The following is a 25,683-nucleotide window of genomic DNA, read 5'->3' on the forward strand; positions in this document are numbered from 1 at the left end:
GTTTCCTATAACAGTAGTGGACTAATTATATTTTAAATAATGCAACCAATTCATTCAGCTCTCCTACCATGTTGCTTAACTGCTCAATGGAGGCGGTAATTTCCTGGATAGAAGCCATTTGCTCTTCTGTGGATGCTGCCACCTCTTGGGTACTAGCAGCTGTTTCTTCTGCAATAGACTCAATACCATTTATCAATACTGTAGTATTTTTAAAATTTTCGTTAAGGTCCGTCATCGAAGTTTCAAGCAGCGAGAACAACTGTTGATTTTCATTTATAGTACTTCCAATCGTTTCGAAGGTACTCCCCACTCTCTCAACAATCCGTTGTCCTTTGTCTACTTCAATCACACTATCCTCAATGGTAACAATAGCACCCTGGCTTTTTTCTTGGGTTTCTTGAATTAATTTTGTAATATCTTCTGCTGACCGTACGGACTGTTCAGCAAGATTTCTGATCTCCTCTGCCACAACTGTAAATCCTTTTCCGGCTTCTCCTGCTCTAGCTGCTTCAATCGCTGCATTTAAGGCCAGAAGATTTGTTTGATTGGCAATCTGATTGATCACATCTACAATCTTTCCGATTTTTTGAGAAGTACTGCTCAAATTCTTTATGGTACTGCTGGAGAGATAAGAAGATTCACGAATAATTTTCATTTGCTGATCCATTTCTAACATTTCTTTTTTACTAGCATTGGCTGATTGCACCATCACCTCTGTAGATGCCTTTAGCTCATCTATATTGTTCACAATATCCTTTATTTTGCTAGAGACAATATCTACATTTTCTTTTACCTTATTCGTCTTTTTCACCTGTTCTGAGGCACCAGCAGCTACTTCCTCTGTGGCTTTGGCAATTTGATCTGCTACAGCAGCATTTTGCTGAGCTGAAGTTACCAACCCTTCACTGAACGTATCCATGTTTTTAGAGGTGTTTGTAATCTTTTTAATCATATTCTTTACACTATCTATCATGGTAGAAAAAGATCGAGCCAAGTTTCCAATTTCATCTTGTGATGTTACTTCTATCGTTTCCCTCAAATCGCCAAGGGCGATTTGATCAGCAGATGTGACCAGCTTTTTCACTGGTTTGATAAGCCTTTGTATTAACAGCAGTACAAGAAGCAATCCTATAATAGAAACCACTGTGGCAGTAATAATACTTCTGGCAATCATGCTCTTCACAGCCGCTTCCACCGATGCTACAGACAATCCCACATTGATAGCACCAGTAATAGATCCATCTTGATTGTATATGGGAAAGATGACCTCATATATATTTCTTTTCCTTTCCTCAGAGTAGAAGATTCCCGTATGCTCTTCTCCCTTCTCAACAGCACCTCTTTCTCCCGCATAATCAAATACCATACCAACCCTTTCCTTGTCGCTATGGGCTACTGCTGTTAGGTTTCTATCAACCACCAGGGCATATACAACCTCCTCATCTTGACCGATAGATTCTAATAACCTTTGTATGCTGAAACTCTGCTTCATCTTTTCTATTTCATCAGCAACAATGCCGATTTGCACCGCCCCTTTACCATTCGGGAGCTTCACACCTCCATATTTATAAAATCTCGAATCTACTTCGCTTTTTCTTATATCCTCTACAATCTTTTCCTCATTTCCTTTTAGAATCCGCTGCATTGCATGATTTTCTCCATATACGTATCCTATGTTCTCTTTCATATTTGAATGGATGATGGCTCCATTCTCATCAATAATATTAATCTCTGTCAATCCAGTCTTTTGGGACAATACTTCCAACTTGTCATCACTATATATACCCATGTTGGCAATACTGAAGGCAGCATCATACAGATTATTGTCCAATATGACTTCTATGTCATCAGTCATCTTCTCCTGCATACTGGTTTGATATAGAACCAATCTAACCATTTCCTTGCCTTGAAGCTCCATCTGCTTATACAGATTTTCTTTTGCTATTTTTATCGATAAAGCTGTGGTCGATCCTATTGCGATCATCAAACAAATAATTACACCAACTATTATTTTTCTTGCTAATGATGGTTTTCCTGGACGCAACACGCATCATTCCTCTCTTCATTGGTTTTTTATTTTTCTAGATCTCTTTGTTGTTAATCTTATGTTTTATATTTACAAGATTTCATTGATTTTTACAAAAAAAGTTTTAGAAACCATCTAATCAAAGTAAAAGATGGTCTCCTAAAACTTTTTGGTTTCTGCCCTACACGTATTATCGATTATTTTTGTGCATCTGCCGTTGCCGGCTTTCTTACAGATTTAAACATTGTCATAGATGTATATAGGATTACAGCGATGACTAACCATCTTAAAACATCCAATGGCAGTGATTTTACAATATACGCCGCAATAAACACACCCACTAATCCAAATACACCTATGGCAAGGGATGCTTTTCTGTTATAAGATCCTTCTCTAACAAACTTTATAGATGCGACTGGCATTAAGAAGGCACAAGAACCCATCATGATAGGAAAAGCTACAGTAGGACTCATACCCAAGAAATAAACCAATGCCATACAAGGTGCATACATACCGATACCAAGTGTCATTAAGGCACCTAATATAAAGTTCGCAACTACAGCAACAACCAGCTTGATTCCTGATAATCCGATGGCTTCTCCTCCGCCAGGCATCCATCCCATGATACTGCACAACATCAAGATGGCTGTTACAAACAATGCAATGGCCATACCTAATTGAATTTTCTTCTCTGGTAAGTGAGATACAACGCCTGCCCCTAGCCAGGCACCTAAAGTTGCTGCCCCTAACATACTAATCAGAGTAATCGGTTCTACTTCAATAACAGTAATGAATATAAATGCTTCTGCAACAACAGGGATCGTGCAGGATACGTTTAGGGTACCCGGTATTACTCTGTCCTGGATTTGTTTGAATACCTTCAATAGTGCAGTTGTGGGCGCAAAACTTCCGATACCCAATGTATCAAAAAAGTTCGTTGTAAAGCCAATAGCGCTGGAAGTAGCAAAGCTTGTTTCACTTTCTAAACTAGCTCTATTGCGTGATAAGTCCCTTCCAAACTCAATGCCAAACCAAGCTGTCAATATACCTAGAATTCCTAAGATTCCCGTTATCATTTTTTTCCCCCTCTTCTTTTATATTCTAACTACAAGCAGAAACCATATTTCAGTGGATCTTCTGGATCGATAACATAATGATTAAATCCTGTAATATACGCACTTCCTGTTATCTCTGGTATGATGGCATCAAATTCTGCTACCTTCGTATGACCTACAACTTTACCTTTAAATAAAGTTCCTGTAATGCTTTCATAGACAAAATCTTCATTTTCTTTTATATATCCTTTTGCATATAAAGTCGCTAATTTGGCACTAGTTCCTGTTCCACAAGGAGAGCGATCCAACTGTCCTTGACCGAAAACAACAACATTTTTATAATGAGCTTCTGGATGAGTCGCTTTATCAAAAATTTCTACTAAATCTACACTGTTGATATGACGCTTCTCTGGATGCTGTACCTTCACCGACTGATTTATGATGTCTCTCACTTCCAGACCTATTTTGAGAAGATCATCAGATTGAGATGTTTCTACCTTTACCCCTAATTGTTTTGCATCAACGATTGCAAAAAAACTTCCTCCAAATGCAATATCCAAGGTTACTTTACCGATAGATGGCACCTCAATCACCAAATCTTTTTTATAAAGGAAAGAAGGTACATTGGTAATGGATGCTTCCTTCGCTTTTCCATTTTCGATCTTAACTCTCGCTTTGATCAATCCTGCAGGCGCTTCCATGACAATATCCGTATAGGGCTCCGTCACCTTTACCATGCCAGATTCTACTGCAATGGTGGCAGCACCTATGGACCCATGTCCACACATGTTCAGATATCCGCCGCCATCCATAAAAATGATTCCGAAGTCTGCTTCCTCTGTGGTTGCATTGGTGATGATAGATCCGAACATATCATTATGTCCTCTTGGCTCGTGCATTAAGGAAGTTCTTACATAGTCTAAATGATCTTCCAAATACTTCTTCTTATCTGCCATTGTCTTTCCAGGTATTCTTGGCACGCCACCTACGACGATCCGTGTCGGTTCTCCCATGGTATGAGAATCAATAGTATGTATGCTTCTGATGAATTTCATTTACCTTACCTCCTTCATTTTTAATTTCAAAAATGCTAATGCCTTCTTTGCATCTAAATAATCCGGGGTATTTTCCCCCACGACTTCTGTCTCGATGCCTGCCTTGGATTTATTAAAATCTACGATTGTGTCCATGTACTGATTTTTTATTACAAATTTTCCTTGCGTTCCTACAAAACTTAATCCAACTACAGGGATTCCCCTGCTGCCAATCTCTTCAATGGTATTGGCATAGTCAACATGACTATTTCCCCAGCCATCTACCGATATAATGGCACCATCTACTCTCATACTTTCCAGCCAAGCAGCAGTACGTCTTCCAACAAAGTGTTTTTCTTCATTATGTTGAGGTGTCCCTACGATAATGACGCCTACCAAATCTATATCATCATCGCTAGACACGATCTCTAAAAGGGGATCTCTAAAATGATGGAGTGTCGTTTCCTTTGTCGATGGTCCTATTCCCATTTCATCACCTTCCTTAAGTCATTGCTCTAAGAGCGCCATCCCTATATTCATTAGGTGTTAATACGATGGGTACATTTCCTAAATCGATAATAGAACGCCCCCCAGCAAAACCACTGGGCTCTTGTGGTAGAAGCTGATTATCATACATCGCCCCTTGTCCAGCTACTTGTTTCACAATAGCTATTTTCTTCTTGTTGAATCGAATCTTATCAAAAAACTCATGTTTTTCCGTATAGCTTCTGCCATCTACTTTTTTGAGTTTTTCTCTAATTTCCTGAATGAACAAATCACAGGCTTGATGCGCTTTTAAGATAGCTTCTCGGTTGGTACCTTGCCCCGCCTTCAGCGTGATATTTACTGAAATGATAAAATCTTCATCAGCGGGTGTTCCTGCTTTATTTAAGCATAATTGCTCTTTCAAGATGCCTTCTGAAGAACCAAATTCAGCCACCTGTACCCCAGCTGCATCCACTCCTGTCAGCACCACATAGACTCCTGTCAGCGTGTGGGTAATCCCCTCTCCTAATCTGCCAAGAACCTTTGTGGATATGGGGATAATATCCATGATGCTATTGGTCCATCGCTTATGGTCTTTTGGAGGAATGATTTCTATTTCTATTTTTTCTATCTGGGGAAAATTTGTTAATTTTTTATCAATATTTGCCGTAGAAATTTGAAGGCAATTATCATGAATTGAAACGTTATTTCCCAGCCTTATCTCCTCTATATGATAAGTTTTAATGACGAGTCTTCTTAGTACTTTCTCTTCATCTTTCATTAAAACCACCTTTTCTGATAAACCCAGCCTACCCTTCTATGAAATGAGGGATAGGCTAGATTTTTCTATAGTCTATACCTTTGCAACATACTCGTAAGGTAATGGTACAATCTTTCCTGCACTAGGTATTTCTATCAATTGTTTTAGTGTGTCTGCACAAATAGCTTTTTGCATTTCTGGATTGTTTGGTTCTCCAGCATTTGCACCCATTGGAACCAGTGGAGCAACCGCTCTTGGTGTTCCATTCTGTCTAACTACTGGAGGCAACGCTGCAATGATAATTGTAGGAATCCCCGATTCCTCTATCGCTCTCTGTACGATTACAGCAGAGCGGTGGCAGGTACCTCAGCCAGCAGTTAGAACAACGGCGTCCACTTTGGCTTCCTTTAGCTGTCTGGCAATCTCCGGGCCTGTTTCTTCCCTAAATTTTGCTTGATCGCCACCACCACCCATGAAACCAAAGTTTACAGAGGAAATTCCTTTGATGAAGCCCTCTTCTGCTAACTTTCTTATAGGATCGATTGGAAACATACAGTTGATATCTTTATTAACATCTGCGTTATCATACCCTCCATGGGATACCATCATTTCACTCACTGGTGCATCCCCTGGAATTACTCTAAAGGTGAAGTCTCCTGCTAAATTGAATCTTTTATCAGATTTCAAGTGCACTCCTGCTGCTGTAACCAATGCGACCGTCATGTCTTTGAGCTCTTTCGTTACAGGCGCCCATACAGGGGGAGGAGTGATTGGAACAAATATTTCTGATTGCAAACCTTTTACTACTGTTAAGTTAGCCATTATTCTACCTCCTTCTTGTCCTTATTCCTTTTGTCAATATTGCTAATATACTTTTCATTTACTTCTTCACGAACCACTTCTAAAAAACTCATTCTTAATGCCACTTCTTGCCCTATCTTGATAGGATAATCACTGATAATCATTCGCATGGGAACTTTTAAAAAGCCTAGTCTTCCTTTAAGGTCTACAGATACAGAACCGTCATGAACCTCTACGATGATACCTTCGATATATATGATTTTGTCACCATACTTCATTTGATCACCTTTTCTATCTATTTCAGTAATAGATTGTACCATCTACTCTACCTCGTAGATTTCTTGTCTCTTCTTGCTCTTTGGCAGTATCTGTTCATTTGCAACCAATTCTATGGCTTTTCCAGTCTGCTGCTTGATCATATCAATATTGTTTTCTTTTACATTGACATTGTACTTTCTCTCAGCAGGCTTAACTTCTTCTCCAGCCATGGCAGATTTTAGCATAGCAACCGCTCTGACAGCATCTTCTTTACATAACGTGTTGTTAGAAAGAATTTCATTTTCTATACCTTGTGATGACTTGTTCAAGTCTACCATGTATTTCATATATTTGTTTCCTACAACCAACGCTCCCTGCTCTGCGCAGAAAGACATTCCCACAACCGGGATATTCCTCATACCTACTTGCTCATGATGGCTTGCAAAATCGATATGATTATTTCCGAATCCTTCTGTTGTGATGAAGGCACCCTCTACATCCATCGTCTCTACAAGCATTCCCAGTCTTTCAGACACATAGAATTTCTCATTATTTACTTGAGGAGATCCAACAAACACAACCCCCGCCAAATCCAGTTCTTCATCATTCATTACCTGTATTACCAGTGGTTCTCTCCAGTAATGTCTTGAATTTTCTTTAGAAGCAGGTCCTATACAGGTTAATGCATGAATACCGCCATCCAATACTTCTAGCGGAGAAAGGACAACTGGAATGTTTCCTAAGTCAACATTTGGCTTCCCACCAATAACACCCACAGGTTCTACAGGAAGGATTAAATTATCGTGCATTGCTCCTTGTCCCATGATCTCTTTAATGATAATTACCTTCTTCTTACCGGGTCTTCTATATTGCACCAGTTCTTCTACTTCTGTCACTAAAGTCTCTTCTGCCTTTTTTAGTGCATCTCTGATTTCTTGTGTAATATAGTCTGTCGCCTTATGGGCAGCCAACGGTCCTGGTCTTTCCATATTGGTGTGTTCTTTGATCACAACCTCAGTTTTAATGAAGATTTCTCCCTTATCAGGTGCACCAGGTCTTCCCCACATGATATTGGTTTCAAGAACACCTTCAGACGAACCAAATTCACCAATTTGTACACCTTTTTCATCTGTTCCTGTTACAACAACTACTACTCCATCCAGCACTCTAGTTATGCCTTCTCCTAGCTTGCTTTCTCCTTCCTTTGTAGCAATTGGCTGAACATCCATGATGGTTTCACTGTATTTGTTATAGTCTTCTGGATTGATGATTTCTATTTTTATAGATGTAACAAGGCTGCTTGCATTCACAGCATCATCACAAATATTATCTCTGATATATAAAGTAGTTCCTTCGATTTTTGTTTCTGATCCAAATAACACTTTTTCAATCTTCAAGTGTTTTTTTATAAGCTTTCTAACAGCCTTTGCTTCCAAATCTACTTCTTTTCTTTCCTGATTCTCTACATTGGCAGCCTGTGGTACCAAAACGGCTTCTCCACATTGTGTTCCTGGCATCATTCCACCAGCTACAGATAGCGGAATTTCAAGATTTATATCTTTACCTTCTCCAATGTGGATCTTCACCACACCACCAAAAGCCTGTACCATTGAAGCTACAGGCGCTGCTGCCGCAACCTTAACTTCTTCCTTTACCTCTGATGATTTTTCTTCGTTTGTCACCTGTATTCCCTCTAATAAATCAGCGGTTAATGGCGTTAATGAGTCGATGGTTTTCATGAGTTTTGCACCCAAAACCTCCCCAATCTTAAGGCAGTTTTTAGGTATTTGTAATAACCCTGAGTCTTCCAAATCTGGGAAAATCGCTGGATCTTCAAGATTGGCAGCCCCGATAATTGTTCCTGCTTCAGTCCTACAGCATACTACCGCTAAATCATTTGCATGTTCTTTTGCAGTTTCTGGCGTTATAGACATTGTTTTCGCCTCCTATCTAGATTCTTTCATTCAGATTATTTTTGTCTATTCTTTATTTCTTCTAACAAGTCTTTGACCCACTGCCCTAAGAACATGGTCTGTACTGTGATACGTCGGAACTCCTAACCTAGGAGCTACATTCATGACTGTATTCGTTCAATCTCCACAGGTACCTGTTAAAAGAACTTGTATACCCTTTTTCTTCATTTTAAGAATTTTTTCCGCTTGACCCGGACATACCCCTGGCTTATCGCAGCGATATCTACCGTTTACCTCCACCATTCTCTTACATTTTTCTTCTGCTATGACCTCTGCTCCCATGGCTTTGGCAATGGCTTTTAATCTTCCCTCCTGGGCTCCGCATTCACAAGCTAGAATGCCCATCTTTCTTTTTTCCTGTGGGAAGGGCATCGCTACTAAGATTCCACCCAGGGTCTTGGTAACAGGAGAATCCTCCCTACCAGCTGCTCCAGTGAATGGTCCTCCCAGTGTGATTTCTCCATAAGGTTTTACATATCCACCACATTGGTCTATGTATTTTCCTACTGGTTCTCCCAAGGGTACATCTAAAAATACTTTTCCTTTTTTAGCGTTCTGTACACGGCCTGCTACCGTTATATCCTTGGTAATATAAGGTTTTCTCAGCTCTATTGCATTCACAATATGCTTTAGGGTTTCAACGTTTTGAATAATTGCTTTGGCTTCTAGCGGAAGCTTTCCTGGTTCTAGCTCAACCCCTAAAATTTCCCTTACAATTACCCGCTCATCTCCCGAAGGATACATATCTGGTAAAAATCTCACTTCAATGTCTTCTTCTTTAGAACAAGCTGTCTTCAAGGCGATTACTGCCTTCTTGTATTTTTCCTTTATGGCAATATAACCTTTCGAAGCATTAGTAATTTCCTTAATGTACTTAAGTCCCCTAACAATAACCTCTGGTTGTTCTTCCATCAGCTTTAGGTTATGGGCTAATACCGGCTCACATTCTGCTCCATTGGCGATAACATAGCCTCCCTGAAGATCTGCTTTAAGTTTGGCATAGGTAGGAAAACCAGCCCCCCCTGCCCCTACAATTCCAGCTTCTTTAATCGCCTCTAGCTTATCATCTGTTTCATGTATTTTTATATATTCATGGGGTTGTTCGTGATCGGGTAGAATGATAATTACATCTTCCGTAATACCTTCAACAACGCCATATACACTGGCATGAAGATTTGCACCTAATCCTTGAGGAGTAGCAATCAATTGTCCTTTTTTTACTTTATCTCCCGCTTTGACAATTGCCTCACAAGGAGCCCCTACGTGTTGCTTCAATGGCATAATAATTTTCAACTTTCTCACCTCCTCGAACTTAGTTTTAAGTATGAGCAAGTAGTATGCCAATTTCTAATAGTCGCTTTTTTACTATAGATTTTTTTTATAGAAAAGAATGAAACGATTGGTTTTTCAATTGTTTGTTATTTATCTAACTTCATGTTTTTTTCTTAAGGGCTCTTTTCAATATCGATTTTAAATTTTATAGTGTCAATCCATCGACAGCATTTCCCATATTTAGACATATCCATAAAAGTTTTACATCCTTGTTTCTTCAATACTTTTTCCTTTTATGTACACACAAAAAGACAACCGTCAATAGACTGACACATGTCATTCCATTGACGGTTCGTTTAAGTAGACGATACACTATAAATATTCTATCAAATCATAAAATTTTATTTTATAATACAAGGTGCTTCGCGGTATATTCAGGAGTTTTGCGGCCTGCGCTTTATTACTTTCAGCTGTCTCCATCGCTCTTCTTATGGCCGCTATTTCAGTTCTTTTTACATTTTCCTGTAGATCATAAATCGCCTCTGATTCTTGATCCCGTTCTACTTGTCTCAACAAATGTTCTGGTAGACTGTCCATCCTTATTTCCCCTTCCTTCGAAAAGACTACCAGATGTTCTACTGTATTTTTCAATTCCCTAACATTTCCTGGCCAGTTGTGGCTCATAAGAATTTGCAATACCTCAGGTATAATTCTAGGAACAAAGATATTATTTTCCTTACAAAACTCATCCATAAAATTTTTCACAAACATAGGAATATCTTCTTTTCTATCTCTCAAACTAGGTATTTCTAGATTTACAACATTCAATCTATAAAATAAGTCCTCTCTAAAACTGCCTTCCTTTACCATCGTCTTTAAGTCTCGATTGGTCGCAGAAATAATTCTTACATCAATATCAATTGACTTATCTCCTCCTACTCGCTCTACTTGGCGCTCTTGTAATACCCGCAAGAGCTTTGCCTGCATATAGAGGGGCAAATCTCCAATTTCATCTAAGAAAAGGGTCCCTTTATTTGCCAATTCAACTTTACCAATCTTTCCCTTATTTAAGGCTCCTGTAAAAGCCCCTCCCTCATAGCCAAACATTTCACTTTCAAAAAGGTTCTCTGGTATGGCACTGCAATTGACTGCTATGAAAGGTCCCTTTCTGCCGCTGGCTTGATGAATAGTCCTTGCAAAGACCTCTTTTCCCGTTCCACTTTCCCCGCTGATCAGGACACTGCTGTTTGTAGCAGCCACCTGCATTGCACGATAGATTTTATCTCGAATGACATCGCTTTTCCCCAATGTTTGTCCAAATGAATATTTATCTTCATTTATTTTATTTACCTCCATTTGCAGGTAATCGAGTTTTTCTTTAGCAATCTCCAGCTCTCGAGATAAATTTCTAACCTCCGTAATATCTCTATCAGTGGATACCCCTCCTACTAACTCTCCATTGATAAAAAGAGGCATGGCACTAATATTTACATAGCTTCCCTGCCGAGGGCTGTGCAGGACATTTTCTATCGGTCTCTTTTCCTGTAATACCCTCATCAAAAGTCCATTTGGAAAGAACTCCTTCAGTTTCCTTCCCACAATTTCTTCTTCCTTTACCCCATAGAGTTTCTCTGACTTACCGCTCCATAGGACAACAACCCCATCCTTGTCCACAACACATACGGCTTCATGAACACTATCTAAAATATATCTAAAAGCCTCTCTCATCTCATCTACTTTCAAATATACTTTGTCTAATATGTCCTTTACTCGGATAATACCAACTAACCGATTGTTTTCTATTACGGGAAGTCTACCAATATTCTTCTGTTGCATTCTATTTCTGGCTTCCAAAGCTTTTGCCTTACTATCAATGGATACCACATTCTTTATAGCATATTTTATTATTTTGTCTTCGAAGCTATTCTTACCGGGAATGTCCTTCATAGCACAGATAATATCGGTAAAGCTGACAATGCCAATAATATTTTCTTCTCCATCCAATATAACGATTTCTTCTGTGTTGCTATTTAGCATTTTCATGATGGCTTCTCTTAATGGAGTGTCTTTATGAACTGTCACCAAATCTGTTCCCATAATATCAGTTACAGTATAATCGTCTAGTCTATTTAGAAACATAGCATCCTCCTTATTTTACGGTCAGCACCCACATATCTGCTTCTTTCACTCATATAAATGCATAAATTTTTATTTATCAATGCACTTCGAGGAAATAGCGTTACACTTCCCAAAATCGACTACCTCTGCTAATAAAACCAGTTAAGCATACCTTTCCAGATTAATCACAAAAAATCAACTATTTCGACATAAATCTTACTCTATTATATACTAATATACAAAAATGGCTAAATAAAATTTTAAGAGCGAAATAAAATAGGCAGCGCTCCTGTTTTCATTCAAGAGCGCTGCCTATTGTTCTGATGTTTCACTTAACACTTTGGTGGTCTCACCTCTTTCATCTTCAACTGGTCTAAGAATTCATGATCTTCTTTGGTGGACTCATTCCCTTCTGTATATTGCTGTTTTATGAAATTATATTATATATTTACCACGGAATGGACAAGATAAACATCCCTTTTGAAGTTTTTTTATATTTAACTTCATCTATTTTTTCCATATAAATTCTAGTACAATAATGATATACACGTACGATCATTTCGTGGAACGATTGCTGATCTTTCTGACTGATTAAATTCTCTCGTCCCACATCTATCAAAATAGTTTCACATTCAGTAAATATAACAAAACGAAGGAGTGCTGGAATGAAAAGAATAGCATATTTTTCTGTGATGTGTGCTGCCATATTGTGGGGAATTCTAGGTATTTTTATCAAGAAACTTTATGGTTTTGGATTTAATCCATTTCAGATCGTAGCCATTCGTGCCGTAGGTGCCTTTGCCATGTTGTTTCTATATGTCACCGCCACCGATCGAAAACTTCTTCGGATTCAGCTTAAGGATGTCATTTATTTCATTGGTACAGGCATCATCAGTTTTGTCTTTTTCAACTGGTGCTATTTTATGGCCATTCATTATACTACCTTATCCATCGCTTCCATCCTTTTGTATACAGCACCAGCTTTCGTTATCGTATTCTCTACATTGCTTTTTAAGGAAAGACTGACTTCACGAAAAATACTGTCCTTTGTCCTAACTTTTGCGGGATGCATTCTGGTGACAGGATTTTTTCAACAGACAGGAAACAGTCTCCCTATGATCGGTATACTGGCTGGATTAGGAGCTGGATTGGGCTATGCTCTCTACAGTATCTTCGGAAGATACGCCTTAAAAAAATATGATTCTATGACCGTTACGCTCTACACTTTTTTATTCGCTAGTCTAGGCCTGATCCCTATAACAGACTTTCAAGGTATGTATCCCTTATTCTCTGGTGTAGATGTGCTGTTTTACAGCATTTGTTTAAGCCTATTTTCTACAGTACTGCCCTTCATTTTCTACACCAAGGGATTAAATCAACTGGAAACCAGCAGAGCATCTATTATTGCCACCTTAGAACCCGCAGTGGCTACCATGGTTAGTATTGTTGTCTTTCAAGAACATATTACCTCCTCTAGGATGATGGGTATTGTTTTGGTATTGGCAGCCATTATCGTGGTGAATGAAAATGTATCCGTAGAAGAAAAGGAACACATCCCCTTGAATGAATAGGGTCATCCATCAAAAAAACCCACAGATCTGTGGGTTTTTATTTCTATCTACATAACAATTTTTCGATCTCTTCGGCGGTGCCTAACTGTAATACCTGGTCTGCCAGGGTCTTCATCTCTTCATAAGACAAACTCTGAATCTGCTTGCGCGCATGTAGAATCGCCCCTGCACTCATGCTGAATTCATCTAATCCCATACCCAATAGTAGTGGGATCAGTCGTTTATCTCCAGCCACTTCTCCACACATACCTACCCATTTTCCAGCCTTGTGACCATTATCTATCACCAACTTGATCAATCTTAATACGGCAGGATTAAAAGGATTATACAAGTGAGCAATCTTCTCATTCATTCTATCTACAGCAGTAGTATACTGGATTAGGTCATTGGTACCGATGCTGAAGAAGTCTACTTCTTTCGCGAGGATATCTGAAATCACTGCCGCGGCAGGGATTTCTATCATGATACCCACTTCGATGTCCGATGCCCATTCTTTTCCTTCCTGCTTTAGCTCTTGTTTTACTTCCTCCATGATGCCATTGGCAGCCCGAACTTCTTCAAGGGAAGAGATCATCGGGTACATAATTTTTAGATTTCCATAGACACTAGCCCTTAGAAGTGCTCGAAGCTGGGTCTTAAAAATCTCCTTTTGGTCCAAACAAATTCGAATAGCTCGATACCCTAGGAATGGATTCATCTCCTTGGGCAGGTTCATATAAGGCAGTTCCTTATCGCCGCCAATGTCTAAAGTTCTGATCACCACAGGTCGTTTTCCCATGATTTCTAAAACCGCTTTATAGGCTTCAAACTGCTCCTCTTCGGAAGGCAATGCAGTCCGATCCATATACAAAAATTCTGTTCGATAAAGGCCGATTCCCTCAGCACCACTTTCATGGGCTTTCTGGGCATCCTTTGGATTCCCGATATTTCCACCCAACTCTACCCTTTTACCATCCTTAGATACCGTATCACTATGTAAAAGCTTTAATAGCTCTTGTTTTTCCTCCAGCAAGTAGGCTCTTTTCTTTGTGTACTGGTCGATGACGGATTCCTCCGGATTCACCAAGACCAATCCTTCTTCTCCATCAAACACAAGGATATCCCCGCTTTTGATCTGTTGTGTAATACTTTTTAAACCAACCACAGCAGGAATCTCCATGGTTCTTGCCATAATAGCACTATGGGAGGTTCTGCCTCCAATATCGGTAGCAAAACCTAAAACGTTTTCTCGATCCAGTTGAGCTGTATCAGAAGGCGTTAAATCATGGGCCACAAGCACCACAGGCTCTTTGAGCTTTGCCAAATTGGGAAGCTCCTTCCCTAACAGATTCATAAGGATTCTTTGACCCACATCCTTGATATCCGCTGCTCGTTCTCTCATGTATTCATTATCCATACTTTCAAAGATGGCCACAAAGGTATCGATAACGCTCTGTAAAGCTGCCTCTGCATTGATCTTTTCAGAAGAAATAGCTCCTTCTACCCCGCCAATCAACTCAGGATCTTCCAAAATCATTAAGTGGGCATCCAATATTTCTCGCTGGGCTTCCCCTGTCATCTTTTTGATTTCTTCAATCTGTTCCTTTGTTTTGCCCAATGCTTGGTGAAATTTTTCTTGTTCTTTCAGTTCATCACTGATGGATTTTCGCTCAATGACGACGTCTTCTTTTTTCAAAAGCAATGCCTTTCCCACGGCGATTCCTGGAGAAGCGCCAATCCCTTTGTACATGTTCATATCCCCTCTCTATACTCTTATATTTTAAAATTCAGTAATTCTTCCTATTTTATTCTTCATCATACTCTATTCTATAATGTAGTTCTCTAAAATATCTCTTACGCTGCCTGCAAATTCGCTGGCTGCACCCCAATCAAAATTAAAAATCATTCCTTGAGAACTACCTGTAGCAACAGATCTGACATCAGTATAGCCCTTTATGTTATCGATTATTACCACCAATGCTGCTCGATTTGAATTGCGAAAAAAGAACTTTTCAAATACTAATGTCCCAATATATTTATTTTCGCCCAAATCGTGGATTTCCTCATACACCAAATCTGCATTTTCCTCATCCCTTACTAGTCCTATAGCCCTTGTTGGATCAATACTTACTTTAAAATTTTGAATACTCATGGTGATATCCTCCTTTTTTATAAGTACCTCAATCCATTTTCTTTTACCATATCATAGAATAGTATTTCTTAACAATACCATGATCATTTTGGAAACGTTTGCCTTGCAAACAAATTATTTCTAAAACTTTATTTGAGAAATTCATGAAGAAAATGATACAATAATAATTAGGAAATATGCCGATATTCATCGAAAAGGAGTTGATATGGTGAAAAAAGAAGTTTGGGAGTGGATCAAGTCCATCGTTCTAGCCGTGGTGATTTCCTTAGTGATTACGTCCTTCATTACCCCCTTGGAGGTCTATAGTATATCTATGAATCCAACCCTTGTAGAGCATGACTATTTAATACTACAAAATACCCATAAGATCGAAAAAGGTGATATCGTTTCCTTTGAAACAGATATTCCCATGGAACCCGATGAATTGGGCCAATTAAACTGGATTCAACGTTTAAAGGATGTAAAAACTAAAAATCTGATCAAACGAGTAATTGCAGTGGAAGGAGACGAACTCCTAATCGAAAACGGTAGAGTCTATGTCAATGGTGTGGAACAACAAGAGGAGTATATCAATGAAGATTATACACCTGGAGATATCCATATTGATAACGTACCAGCGGGTAAAATTTTCGTCATGGGCGATAATCGCAGCCACAGCTTAGACAGTAGAAACCTTGGATTGGTAGATGTAGAAAAAGTACAAGGCAAGGTTTTGGTAAGAGTTTTACCTGTTTCAAAGATAGGAAAAGTAGAATAGAATTTCCATACAAAAACCAGCACCGAAAAAGTGCTGGTTTCTCTTTTTATTTTGAAATTCTTTCTAAACCACCCATGTAAGGTCTTAATGCCTCCGGAATCACCACAGATCCATCGGCCTGTTGATAGTTTTCCAAAATAGCTGCAAAGGTTCTACCTACAGCCAGACCTGATCCGTTCAAGGTATGAACATATTCTACCTTTCCTTTTGGCTCTGGTCTGTATCGAATGTTCGCTCTCCTTGCTTGGAAATCCTCAAAGTTGCTGCAGGAAGAAATCTCTAAATATCTTCCGTAGCTTGGCATCCATACTTCGATATCATAGGTGCAAGCAGAGTTTGCTCCCAGGTCTCCTGCACAGAGCTTCACTACACGATAAGGAATTTCCAATCTTTTTAATACCTCTTCCGCTGCTAAAAGTAAAGTTTCTAGCTCTTGATAAGACTCTTCTGGTTTTGTGAACTTTACAATTTCTACTTTGTTAAATTGATGCTGACGAATCAATCCCCTCGTATCTCGTCCTGCTGATCCAGCCTCTTTTCTAAAGCAAGGGGTATAGGCCGTATGATAAATCGGCAGTTGGTCTCCCTCTAGGATATCATTCATGTATAGATTGGTTAAAGGAACTTCTGCTGTGGGAATAAGATAAAAATCCTTGCTTGGTATATGGAACATATCCTCTTCAAACTTTGGAAGCTGCCCAGTTCCTGTCATGCTATCCTTATTTGCCATAAAAGGAGGGAGAATTTCCACACATTTATGCTCCTGAGTATGCAAATCTAACATAAAATTGATTAGCGCCCGCTCCATCTTTGCACCCAATCCTCTGTAAACTGTAAATCTTGCACCTGTAATTTTTCCTGCTGTCTCAAAATCTAAAATGCCTAGGTTTGTTCCTATATCCCAGTGGGCGCTATGCTCAAAGCCAAAAGCTCTGGGTTCTCCCCATTTCTTAACCTCCACATTATCCGTATCACTGGTGCCTTCAGGTACACTTTCATGGGGTGTATTGGGAATGGTTAACAGCATATTCTGAATCTCTTGTTCAATCCCCTTCACTTCTTCATCCATGGTCTTGATCTTTTCAGATAACACTTTCATTTCTTCCATGATGGCAGCAACATCTTCTCCCGCCTTTTTTAACCTTGGGATATCCTTTGATACCGTGTTTTGTCGGCTTTTCATCTGCTCCACTTCTTGAAGGAGCTCCCTTCTTTTTTCATCCAGAGCTACAACCTTATCTAGCCCGTAATCTCCCTGCCCCCGCTTCATAAGTTGTTTTTTTACCGCTTCCACATCATTTCGAATACGTCGAATGTCTAACATGGTATTGACCTCCTTTATTAAGTTCATCATCTTACTAAATCTAAGACCCAGTAGCATTTAGATTTCTAGCAAAAATAAAAACGCCCATCATCCCTATGTGAAAATAGGGACGAGAGACGTATTCCCGCGTTGCCACCCTAGTTGATTGGATTGCTCCAAACCTCTTAGCTGCGATATAACGGTCGCACCCGATGAAGCCTACTCTATTTTCAGCTTATAACTCTGGGACGGATTCAATCACAGATCCTATCGGTTCACACCAGCCACCGACTCTCTGGAAAAGTCTGAGAATTTACTGCTTCCCTTCATCGTTTTTCCTATATTTTAAAACATTCTAACATATTACCTATAGTTTGGCAATATCTTTATGATTTATTCCTTTTTCTTTTTCATACAGTAGATTTAGTAACCCCGGGCTTCTTTTTTCTTTCAATCCATAATACACTTGATCCATTCTCAAAAGGTACGGGTCTTCTATATCGAAATAAATAAACTCTTCCTTGTGGCCCCGTGATTCAAAAATGTATAACCAGAGATCTTTATCCACCAACCAGAGCTCTACATACATGTTATTGATAATATTCTCCCTTATCTTTATCCCTTTATAAGTTGCATCGGAGGTTTTCATCTTTAGCGTATCCTTTTGTTCTTTCAGTAAAATTAAGTCTAGGAGTTCATAAATTTTTTCCCGATAGCGTTCTTCTTTTTCTTCCTCATCACAATATTGCTCAATATATCGTTCGTGCAAATCCATGGTATGATAATACAGCTGTTCCAACTTCATATGGTCCTTATGAAAATAATGGGCCGCCACGGACTGAAAAAATATTTTTGTCAGCTCGAAAAGGTATCTTCCCGTTGTCAACTCGTAATTGTGCTCCATATCTTTTCCTCCAGTACCAAAAGATATATCTTCATACTATGCATTATATTTGTCCTAGGTGCAGAATATGTGCCATTTCTAGGATTGGCGCCTATTGCCCCGCAAAATTTTTCGTGAAAATGTATATTTTTTTTATCTTCGGGCAATGCTTTAGAAAGTAGAAACAAAAGGGGGTAAAGATATGTGTAACATTGATGTTTATGCACAATTAGGCGATTTAAAAGAAGTTGATTATAGAAATACCTTAGCCATCGCAACCTTGATTGAAATCCTTCATGAGAAGGGTCTGATTACCCGTAGGGAATTCTCTCAGAAGGCACAACAGTTAGATGCCATGACCATTGAGGAATTAAAGATCTTACGGACAAGATAATATTCATTTGTGTCCCCTTTCCATTGATATATTGAATAAATATGTCCCCAAACCAAAAAGAATCTTTCGCATGAGGTTCTTTTTTGGTTTAGGGAACATTGCTTTCCTTTAAGTGGAGGTTTCCTCCTTTTCTTTCTTGCGCTATAATAAGTTTATATGCATAAAAGAGAGGAGGTACATGATGAATTTTGATATTCGTGACATACTGCTCACCATTCCCGGTATTTTAATCGGCTTTTCTTTTCATGAATATGCCCATGCCCAAGTGGCTGTTTGGCTTGGAGATGATACCCCTAAGCATCAAGGACGATTGACCCTCAGTCCCATGGCCCATATTGATCCTATCGGATTTTTAATGATCGTCATTGCCCGTTTTGGCTGGGCAAAACCCGTGGAGGTAAATCCATTCAATTTTAAAAATAGACGAAGAGATGACATCTTGGTTTCTTTAGCGGGTCCTGTGATGAATCTTTTCCTCGCTGTTTTTTTCTTACTGATTATGAAAGCCTTCACCTTCGTACCGTCATCAATGATTTCCGATAGCCTTTTCAATACGATTATGGAGGTCTTCGATAATACTGTGTGGATGAATATCGTCCTGTTTGTGTTTAACCTCTTGCCTGTACCACCGCTGGATGGTTCCCATATTTTGTTCGGTCTTTTAAATCTAAAAGAAAAACCTATTTACGATCAGATTCATTCGGCTGGAAGAATTATTCTTATGATGATGATCATCAGCCGTACCACTGGCAATATCATTGGCCCACCCATCGGTATGATCTATGGACAACTGGTAGGCATGTTTTTTTAATTTATTTATCAAAAAACCAAGGAATTCTCGTTCCTTGGTTTTTCGTTTTCACTGTCTCTATTCAAAAGGAACAAATACCTGCTCTTTTGACAGAACGTCCGCCTTCCAGCTCCCTGATTTTTTTGTAAGAATTAAGGTGTACACCTGCTCTTTCCCCTCCAGATAAACCTTGGCATAATTGGCGCTTTCTACGGCGGAAGCCAGATGAGGCATACTCATCCGCCAAAACTGAATCTGTCCTAAGTCCAAAACCTCGCCTTTCAAATTATTATAAATTTCTTGATCTTTTTCATTAGAAAAATTGTATTTTTTTCCCGCTCCTGCATTTTTTATAAAGTCCAAAGCCACCTTTTCAACCTTTACTCTTTCCTTAGAGCCTGGGAAGGTACTCAAGCCTGTAATATACCATTTTCCTTCTTTCCGAACAAGTTCATAGCTGCAGCCAAAGCCCCAGCCACTTCCTCCATCATCTCGTAAACTAAAACCCGCTGTGGCAGAGGCATTGTTCCCATCTATAGTTATTTCATAGATTTCCCCTGTCATATGATATTTTTTATTTTCCTTCATTCCTTTGTATTTAAGTTTCAAAGCTTGAAGCAAATCATCATAAGCCTGCTGCTTCACAGGTTCCTCCGTGTTGATATAGTACTGAGCTAAACGTTCAGCCATCTCAACTTCTGAGGAAGGTTCATGATAAAACAAATCTGCATAAGTATCGGCGGCTACCACCAGTATGCCTGCAATATCAATTTTTTCCCAACCATCGATTAAAGGTGCAAGCCCTACAGTGCGTCCATTAATCTTTGCAACATTATTTAAATCTATTTTTTTATTATCATATCCACCTATGGTCAAATAGCTTCCATCGGGCCAAATGGCGAAGTGAGGGCCCGAAACATCCGCTAGACAAATCTCTTTCCCTTTCCTGTAGATATGAAGTTTATAAGTGGGTACGCCTCCTATATCTCCCCTTGTTGTAAAAATCAGCTCTCCTTGAGGTGTAAAGGCTACTTGATAAATATAATCATCGGTTAGAGGCTTTCCGTTCTCCATATCGGGAAAATAGATAAGACCAAAGTGCTCCTTTCCCACCTGCACCAACTGTTCTTCAAAATGGTTTCGATAGCGGCCCTCTCCAACCATCTTTTGAATGTTTCCTCCTTGGTCTAATAGGGCTGTAATCGGCGTCCGATTTCCATAGACATCTGAAGTCTCTGCTGTCCCAATATATACGTTTTCTTTGTATTCGTCTTTATAATAGGGTTTCCGATCCTTGATCTCATAGGATGCCAGCCCCTCTTTGCTTATTAAATCATATATGCCATCATTCGGTAGATTTTCATGCTCCGTGTAGATTTTCTTACTATCTGGAGACCAGCCAAAATATAGAATTGAAGGGGTATTGATGGCCTTATTCACATTTTCTACGGTTCCCGTTTCCTGATCGTAGAGCCACATCTGGTTACCTCCAATGAAACCCAGGTATTTTTTATCAGGAGACCACTTTGCCAAGGTCACGAAATCCATCTCTGAAATTAGCTCTTTTTCTGTGCCTTCCTTTGTATTTATCTCAGAAACAGAAACCTTACGGTAATAATCACCTACAATCACATTCCCCTTTTTCCCTTCATCCACATACTTCATACAATAGAGAATGTCAGCATCCTCTGGATGTACCGATAGGGGAATATAGCCCTCCGGCAGATGTTCCAGACTTTTTATTCCCATCACTTCCCTATTTTCTACAGTTCTTATTTCTTTCAGTTCTACATTCTGGGAAGAATCGATCTTCACCCCTTGCTGTACACATCCCATCAATATCATACATACCACCAAACAAACCAGGCCTACTCTTTTCATCTCTCTATTCCCCTTTTTTAAAACTTATCCTATAGATATCTGTCCATTGGTATCCACCTAACCCATAACTTGTCATCCTGAGTGAAGTAAAACGGAGTCGAAGGATCCCAGACCCAAAAGGAATACACTCCAAAAACTCTAAAGAATCTATCTTTCAGCCTTTGGGATTCTTCGCTGTCGCTCAAAACGATATTTCCTTATATCTTACACCTTAAAGACGAAAACAATGGCGGCAAAGTTTCCTTTCCTTGGAAATATATTTTCCTGATGAAAGTCTCTTATGCCGCCATTTCCTCTTATTTGCTATTCTGTTGTTTCCTGCTGATTCAGTCTTTCCAGAATATTTTTCAATTCGTCGATATATCGTCCATAGTCTGCCCAATTGCCTGCCCGCTGGGCTTCCTGAGCTTGATTAAAGACCTGATTTGCCCTGACAATCAATTCCTTCACATCCTGGGACTCGCCCTCAATGATTGGGGTTGGCTCTATCGGTATTTGAGGTTCTTCCTTAACTGTTCCAAAGAGCTTGTTCAGTGCTTGCTCCAGGGTCTCCTCATAGGCAACCTTATCCCCATAGGCAACAATCACTCTCTTTACCTCAGGCAAGCTATTTTCATTGTCAGCCTTTAGATAAATGGGTTCCACATAGATGAAAGAGTTTTTTATAGGAATTGTTAATAGATCTCCATGGAGATAGGTAGAACCCTGCTGTCCCCAAAGGGAGAATTCTTTCGATATATTTGGGTCCTGATTGATCTTGGTCTCAATTTGCATTGGTCCGTAAATATTTTTCTGCTTTGGCAACTTATAGGTCACCAGTTTTCCATAGTTTTCCCCATCATTTCTTGCCACCAAAAGGGCCGTCATATTAGGCTTGCCCTTTGGTGTATAGGAAATAGAAAGGATGAATTCTGCCTGATCTTCTCCAGGCAGCTTCATGATCATATAGCTGGATTCCATCACCTCTTCTTTTCTTTCATAGAGCTGATTGGCAATCTCCCATACATCTTCTTTCTGATAGAACACTTCTGGGTTGGTCATATGATACAACTTATATACATTGGCTTGTATATCGAAAATCTCTTGTGGATATCGTATATGACTCTTGATTCCCTCTGGCATTTTATCCATAGAGGTAAACAATTGAGGAAAAATCTTGCTCAAGGTTTTCACCACAGGATCTTTTTCATCAGCTAAATAATAGGTAGTGGTACCATTATAGGCATCGATGACCACCTTCACTGCATTACGGATATAGTTTACCTTTTCAGCAGCATAGGGCTGGGCATAAGGATAATTACTGCTAAGGGTATAGCCATCAATGACCCAAAACAATTTACCTTGGTCTATGACCAAATAGGGATCTTCATCATAATGAATAAATGGTGCAATTTTTCGCACTCTATCATTAATGTTTCGATACATAAGTATCTTGCTATCCCCAGTGACATTTCCGGATATCAGCATTTTAAGGCTGCCTTGACGTACAGCATACAACAACTTATTCAATCCATTTAAACGAATACCACCTGTCCCAGCATAAATGGCCTCGGCATTTTGATCTCCCTTAGGGTAATCAAATTCCTTTTCCTTGGTGTTGGTAATCACGTAATGATTCGTCATCTCTCCATAGTAAATCTCAGGTCTTTGGATTTCTATACCCTCCACCCTCGATTCTGGTGGAATATTTTGAATGAGGAGCTGAGGCTGACCCTCCGTAGTTATCTGGTTCACTGGAGATAAGACAGCGCCATAGCCATGGGTATATTTTAGATGCCGATTAATCCATTGTTCATTTACCTTATTGATATCTATTTCCCGAGCTGCTAAAAACACTTGGCGATATGCATCGTCAATGATATAACGATCAATGTCCACATCATTAAACTGATAGTAAGGACGAATCCCTTGTCGTTGATTGTAAAACTGATTGGCAGGCCTGTAGTCATTGATTCGAATATTATCGATGGTCTCCCTATTTGCTTCCAAATCCTGGGCAGTTAAATCCTGTTCTGCTGAAAATTCTTTCTCTTCAATGGATTCCAAACCATAAGCCATTTTTGTATATTGAATATTATATTCTAAATACTGTCGTTCCTTGGAAATTTCATCTGGGGCTACGATAAAATTCTGCACCCCAACCTCAATGAAACCGCCTAGCACGCCAATGACAATCATCAGTACAGGCCCTGTCAATGCCAATTTTAATTTCTTTCCTTTTGCCCCTACGATGAGCAGTATGGCAGACAAGAAAGCTAATCCCATCAAAATGCGATAAACCCATAGGGTTACGTGAATATCTGTAAAACTGGCACCATAGGCTACTCCCCTAGGAGAATACAATAGCTCAAAGGTTCTTAAATAATAACCCAACCCCAAAACTACAAAGAAAATAACACCTAAAACCAGTAACTGTCGCATTGCAATATGGAAAAGCTTCTTTCCATTTTCAAGGTTCAACCCTCGTCCCAGGTGTACCTCCTCAGAAGAATCGTTGACATCAAACAAAGTTGGCCGTCTAATACTCATCATAATCAAATAAAATACCAGTGTAATGATTGTCAGCAGTATGATAAATGAAATAAATGTGGTGTAAATCTGTCCAATCAAAGGATACTGGAACATGTAGAAGGCTATATCCTTTCCAAAGATAGGATCTGTAACCCCAAAGGGTATAGCATTTAGAAAGGTTAGCAGCTCAAACCATAGGTTTCCTGTAAAAGTAGCGCTGGTGATAAAGGATACAAAGGCAGCTCCACCTAAGGCAATCCGATTGATGATTTTTTCATCGGTTCCATGATATGCAATCTGTACCTTCTTGTAATAGTCCTTCTTAATGGTTTGTAGGTACAAAAAAATAAAAACAGTTAATGCTAAGAACAAAGGAACACCAATCTTTAATTGGGTTATGAGCTTTGTCAAAAACACCTGGTCGAAACCAAGCTCCTTAAACCACTGATAATCAGTAATGAAATGAACCAACGTGCTGAAGGATGCAAACAAAATGATCAGTGCTCCGATCAGCGTACTTCCAATCCATCGCTTTGTTTTTTGCATTTTTTCACCCCAATCTTTTTTTTATATAAAAAATCCTCTCGATCGTATCCGCCTTAGCTTTATTATACTACCGAGAGAATCATACTTCAAATTATCGATTCAATTTCATATCTCCAAATTGAATCCAGCCTTTTTTTCGCATATACTCTGAAATAATCAAGGTTAAAACTGCTGGTAAAATAAAATGTAATAATGCAATCTTTCCGATAATCAGCTGCATGGGCTGCTTTCCTGCCATGGCAGCCACCGTTCCAAATTGTCCTACCAACCCGCTGGTTCCCATGCCTGCACCAATACTATTGTTCTCCATTCTCATCACATAGGTTGCTATGGGCCCTAGGATAGCACTTGCTAAGGTTGGTGGTATCCATATCTTTGGATTTCTAATGATGTTTGGAACTTGCAGCATAGAAGTTCCTAATCCTTGGGCAATAAGCCCGCCTACCCCATTCTCCCTATAACTAGCCACTGCAAATCCCACCATCTGAGCTGCACAACCTACCACTGAAGCCCCAGCAGCCAATCCACTCAAACCCAAAGAGATGGCCAGGGCTGCACTACTGATTGGCAATGTCAAGATCATACCCATCAATACTGCAACAATAATACCCATGGGTATAGGTTGTAGCTCCGTGGCACGATTGATGATATCACCCAGTTCCTTCATCACAAAGGTCATAACAGGTCCAACAAAAACACCTGCCAATCCGCCTAAAATAATGGTTCCTGCAGGTACAAGAACAATATCTACCTTTGTCTTCCCTGAAATCAACTTGGAAAACTCTGCCCCAATTAATGCTGCCACAAATGCCCCCACAGGCTCCCCAGTTTTTATCATGAATACACCTTCTGGGGCTGGCGAAATCGTTCCTGCACCAATGGCCCCTGCCACAATAGAAGCAAAGATTCCCAATGGTGGCGCTTTCACACTAAAGGCTACGCCAGCTCCGATGGCTGGACCCATGAGCAATTGAGCTGCTTTTCCGAAGGAGGATAAGCTTGTAATCTGCGTGTAATCTCCAATTTGCTTAAGAATGAGTCCAATAATCAAAGAAGAAAATAATCCTAGGGCCATGCCATTCAAAGCTTGGATAATATAGTCCCTAAATTTAAATCTATCCTTATTCATTCTT

21 protein-coding genes and 1 other annotated feature are annotated in these 25,683 nt (G+C 39.5%); of the genes, 4 read left to right on the top strand and 17 right to left on the bottom strand.

From position 1 onward, the window contains the following. Positions 1 to 25: 25 nt before the first annotated feature. The 10 genes from HNQ80_RS22265 to prdR all read right to left on the bottom strand — a co-directional run bounded on the left by HNQ80_RS22265 (position 26) and on the right by prdR (position 11,804). Positions 26 to 2,047, bottom strand: coding sequence for a methyl-accepting chemotaxis protein (locus HNQ80_RS22265; RefSeq protein ID WP_184312886.1), 2,022 nt, complete (start codon positions 2,045 to 2,047; stop codon positions 26 to 28). 176 nt (positions 2,048 to 2,223) lie between these two features. After that, positions 2,224 to 3,102, bottom strand: a complete 879-nt coding sequence (locus HNQ80_RS22270; RefSeq protein WP_184312887.1) for a sulfite exporter TauE/SafE family protein — start codon at positions 3,100 to 3,102, stop codon at positions 2,224 to 2,226. Positions 3,103 to 3,131: 29 nt separating this feature from the next. Continuing rightward, complete coding sequence (locus HNQ80_RS22275) at positions 3,132 to 4,136, bottom strand: proline racemase (RefSeq protein ID WP_184312888.1); 1,005 nt, start codon at positions 4,134 to 4,136, stop codon at positions 3,132 to 3,134. Beyond that, the gene (locus HNQ80_RS22280) at positions 4,137 to 4,604 is read right to left on the bottom strand and encodes a glycine/sarcosine/betaine reductase component B subunit (protein WP_184312889.1); all 468 of its coding nucleotides are present in this window, start codon (positions 4,602 to 4,604) and stop codon (positions 4,137 to 4,139) included. It abuts the gene before it with no gap. A 13-nt stretch (positions 4,605 to 4,617) separates the two neighbouring features. Next, positions 4,618 to 5,382 carry a proline reductase cluster protein PrdD gene (gene prdD, locus HNQ80_RS22285; protein WP_184312890.1) on the bottom strand — a complete coding sequence of 255 codons (765 nt, stop codon included), beginning with the start codon at positions 5,380 to 5,382 and terminating at the stop codon, positions 4,618 to 4,620. Between the two features lie 72 nt (positions 5,383 to 5,454). Beyond that, positions 5,455 to 6,183: a D-proline reductase (dithiol) protein PrdB gene (prdB, locus tag HNQ80_RS22290; protein WP_184312891.1), complete on the bottom strand. Its 729-nt coding sequence runs from the start codon at positions 6,181 to 6,183 to the stop codon at positions 5,455 to 5,457. Then, positions 6,183 to 6,482, bottom strand: coding sequence for a CBO2463/CBO2479 domain-containing protein (locus tag HNQ80_RS22295; protein WP_330602993.1), 300 nt, complete (start codon positions 6,480 to 6,482; stop codon positions 6,183 to 6,185). The genes prdB and HNQ80_RS22295 overlap by 1 nt, the downstream gene beginning before the upstream one ends. Further along, positions 6,483 to 8,354 carry a D-proline reductase (dithiol) proprotein PrdA gene (gene prdA, locus HNQ80_RS22300; protein WP_184312892.1) on the bottom strand — a complete coding sequence of 624 codons (1,872 nt, stop codon included), beginning with the start codon at positions 8,352 to 8,354 and terminating at the stop codon, positions 6,483 to 6,485. Between the two features lie 45 nt (positions 8,355 to 8,399). Beyond that, complete coding sequence (gene prdC, locus HNQ80_RS22305) at positions 8,400 to 9,686, bottom strand: proline reductase-associated electron transfer protein PrdC (RefSeq protein WP_243183503.1); 1,287 nt, start codon at positions 9,684 to 9,686, stop codon at positions 8,400 to 8,402. 351 nt (positions 9,687 to 10,037) lie between these two features. Further along, on the bottom strand, positions 10,038 to 11,804 hold the full coding sequence (gene prdR, locus HNQ80_RS22310; protein ID WP_184312893.1) for a sigma-54 dependent transcriptional regulator PrdR: 1,767 nt from the start codon (positions 11,802 to 11,804) through the stop codon (positions 10,038 to 10,040). 644 nt (positions 11,805 to 12,448) lie between these two features. Here prdR and HNQ80_RS22315 point away from each other — a divergent pair. Next, a complete protein-coding gene (locus HNQ80_RS22315) occupies positions 12,449 to 13,354 on the top strand; it encodes a DMT family transporter (protein ID WP_184312894.1) in 906 nt (301 codons plus the stop codon). A gap of 43 nt (positions 13,355 to 13,397) precedes the next feature. Here the strand turns inward: HNQ80_RS22315 and ptsP are convergent, their stop codons facing one another. Then, on the bottom strand, positions 13,398 to 15,083 hold the full coding sequence (gene ptsP, locus HNQ80_RS22320) for a phosphoenolpyruvate--protein phosphotransferase (RefSeq protein WP_184312895.1): 1,686 nt from the start codon (positions 15,081 to 15,083) through the stop codon (positions 13,398 to 13,400). A gap of 72 nt (positions 15,084 to 15,155) precedes the next feature. Next, entirely contained in the window at positions 15,156 to 15,485 is a 330-nt protein-coding gene (locus HNQ80_RS22325; protein WP_184312896.1) for a DUF6054 family protein, read from the bottom strand. Positions 15,486 to 15,690: 205 nt separating this feature from the next. Between HNQ80_RS22325 and lepB the strand changes: the two genes are divergently transcribed. After that, positions 15,691 to 16,242, top strand: a complete 552-nt coding sequence (gene lepB, locus HNQ80_RS22330) for a signal peptidase I (protein ID WP_184312897.1) — start codon at positions 15,691 to 15,693, stop codon at positions 16,240 to 16,242. Between the two features lie 46 nt (positions 16,243 to 16,288). On the opposite strand, the gene serS is transcribed toward lepB, so the two are convergent. Then, positions 16,289 to 17,566: a serine--tRNA ligase gene (gene serS, locus HNQ80_RS22335; protein ID WP_184312898.1), complete on the bottom strand. Its 1,278-nt coding sequence runs from the start codon at positions 17,564 to 17,566 to the stop codon at positions 16,289 to 16,291. 102 nt (positions 17,567 to 17,668) lie between these two features. Beyond that, positions 17,669 to 17,884, bottom strand: a binding site (T-box leader). A gap of 28 nt (positions 17,885 to 17,912) precedes the next feature. Next, positions 17,913 to 18,449, bottom strand: a complete 537-nt coding sequence (locus HNQ80_RS22340; RefSeq protein WP_184312899.1) for a hypothetical protein — start codon at positions 18,447 to 18,449, stop codon at positions 17,913 to 17,915. 181 nt (positions 18,450 to 18,630) lie between these two features. Between HNQ80_RS22340 and HNQ80_RS22345 the strand changes: the two genes are divergently transcribed. Both HNQ80_RS22345 and HNQ80_RS22350 read left to right on the top strand, forming a co-directional pair. Next, positions 18,631 to 18,822 carry a hypothetical protein gene (locus HNQ80_RS22345; protein ID WP_184312900.1) on the top strand — a complete coding sequence of 64 codons (192 nt, stop codon included), beginning with the start codon at positions 18,631 to 18,633 and terminating at the stop codon, positions 18,820 to 18,822. A 181-nt stretch (positions 18,823 to 19,003) separates the two neighbouring features. Next, positions 19,004 to 19,633 carry a site-2 protease family protein gene (locus tag HNQ80_RS22350; RefSeq protein ID WP_184312901.1) on the top strand — a complete coding sequence of 210 codons (630 nt, stop codon included), beginning with the start codon at positions 19,004 to 19,006 and terminating at the stop codon, positions 19,631 to 19,633. A 57-nt stretch (positions 19,634 to 19,690) separates the two neighbouring features. Here HNQ80_RS22350 and HNQ80_RS22355 read toward each other — a convergent pair whose 3' ends face one another. The 3 genes from HNQ80_RS22355 to HNQ80_RS22365 all read right to left on the bottom strand — a co-directional run bounded on the left by HNQ80_RS22355 (position 19,691) and on the right by HNQ80_RS22365 (position 25,679). Continuing rightward, a complete protein-coding gene (locus HNQ80_RS22355; protein ID WP_184312902.1) occupies positions 19,691 to 21,493 on the bottom strand; it encodes a WD40 repeat domain-containing protein in 1,803 nt (600 codons plus the stop codon). Between the two features lie 303 nt (positions 21,494 to 21,796). Beyond that, on the bottom strand, positions 21,797 to 24,550 hold the full coding sequence (locus HNQ80_RS22360; RefSeq protein ID WP_184312903.1) for a UPF0182 family membrane protein: 2,754 nt from the start codon (positions 24,548 to 24,550) through the stop codon (positions 21,797 to 21,799). A gap of 91 nt (positions 24,551 to 24,641) precedes the next feature. Beyond that, positions 24,642 to 25,679, bottom strand: a complete 1,038-nt coding sequence (locus HNQ80_RS22365) for a PTS transporter subunit IIC (protein WP_184312904.1) — start codon at positions 25,677 to 25,679, stop codon at positions 24,642 to 24,644. Between the last annotated feature and the right edge of the window lie 4 nt (positions 25,680 to 25,683).

It is taken from the genome of Anaerosolibacter carboniphilus (genome assembly GCF_014205875.1).
GTDB lineage: Bacteria > Bacillota > Clostridia > Peptostreptococcales > Thermotaleaceae > Anaerosolibacter > Anaerosolibacter carboniphilus.

Coding starts and splice junctions, on each gene's coding strand:
- HNQ80_RS22280 (WP_184312889.1), bottom strand. CDS start 4,604: ATGGGAATAGGACCATCGACAAAGGAAACGACACTCCATCATTTTAGA.
- HNQ80_RS22295 (WP_330602993.1), bottom strand. CDS start 6,482: ATGGTACAATCTATTACTGAAATAGATAGAAAAGGTGATCAAATGAAG.
- prdR (WP_184312893.1), bottom strand. CDS start 11,804: ATGTTTCTAAATAGACTAGACGATTATACTGTAACTGATATTATGGGA.
- serS (WP_184312898.1), bottom strand. CDS start 17,566: ATGTTAGACATTCGACGTATTCGAAATGATGTGGAAGCGGTAAAAAAA.
- HNQ80_RS22270 (WP_184312887.1), bottom strand. CDS start 3,102: ATGATAACGGGAATCTTAGGAATTCTAGGTATATTGACAGCTTGGTTT.
- HNQ80_RS22365 (WP_184312904.1), bottom strand. CDS start 25,679: ATGAATAAGGATAGATTTAAATTTAGGGACTATATTATCCAAGCTTTG.
- HNQ80_RS22355 (WP_184312902.1), bottom strand. CDS start 21,493: ATGAAAAGAGTAGGCCTGGTTTGTTTGGTGGTATGTATGATATTGATG.
- HNQ80_RS22325 (WP_184312896.1), bottom strand. CDS start 15,485: ATGAGTATTCAAAATTTTAAAGTAAGTATTGATCCAACAAGGGCTATA.
- HNQ80_RS22345 (WP_184312900.1), top strand. CDS start 18,631: ATGTGTAACATTGATGTTTATGCACAATTAGGCGATTTAAAAGAAGTT.
- HNQ80_RS22315 (WP_184312894.1), top strand. CDS start 12,449: ATGAAAAGAATAGCATATTTTTCTGTGATGTGTGCTGCCATATTGTGG.
- lepB (WP_184312897.1), top strand. CDS start 15,691: ATGGTGAAAAAAGAAGTTTGGGAGTGGATCAAGTCCATCGTTCTAGCC.
- HNQ80_RS22360 (WP_184312903.1), bottom strand. CDS start 24,550: ATGCAAAAAACAAAGCGATGGATTGGAAGTACGCTGATCGGAGCACTG.
- HNQ80_RS22340 (WP_184312899.1), bottom strand. CDS start 18,449: ATGGAGCACAATTACGAGTTGACAACGGGAAGATACCTTTTCGAGCTG.
- HNQ80_RS22350 (WP_184312901.1), top strand. CDS start 19,004: ATGAATTTTGATATTCGTGACATACTGCTCACCATTCCCGGTATTTTA.
- HNQ80_RS22275 (WP_184312888.1), bottom strand. CDS start 4,136: ATGAAATTCATCAGAAGCATACATACTATTGATTCTCATACCATGGGA.
- prdD (WP_184312890.1), bottom strand. CDS start 5,382: ATGAAAGATGAAGAGAAAGTACTAAGAAGACTCGTCATTAAAACTTAT.
- ptsP (WP_184312895.1), bottom strand. CDS start 15,083: ATGTACAAAGGGATTGGCGCTTCTCCAGGAATCGCCGTGGGAAAGGCA.
- prdA (WP_184312892.1), bottom strand. CDS start 8,354: ATGTCTATAACGCCAGAAACTGCAAAAGAACATGCAAATGATTTAGCG.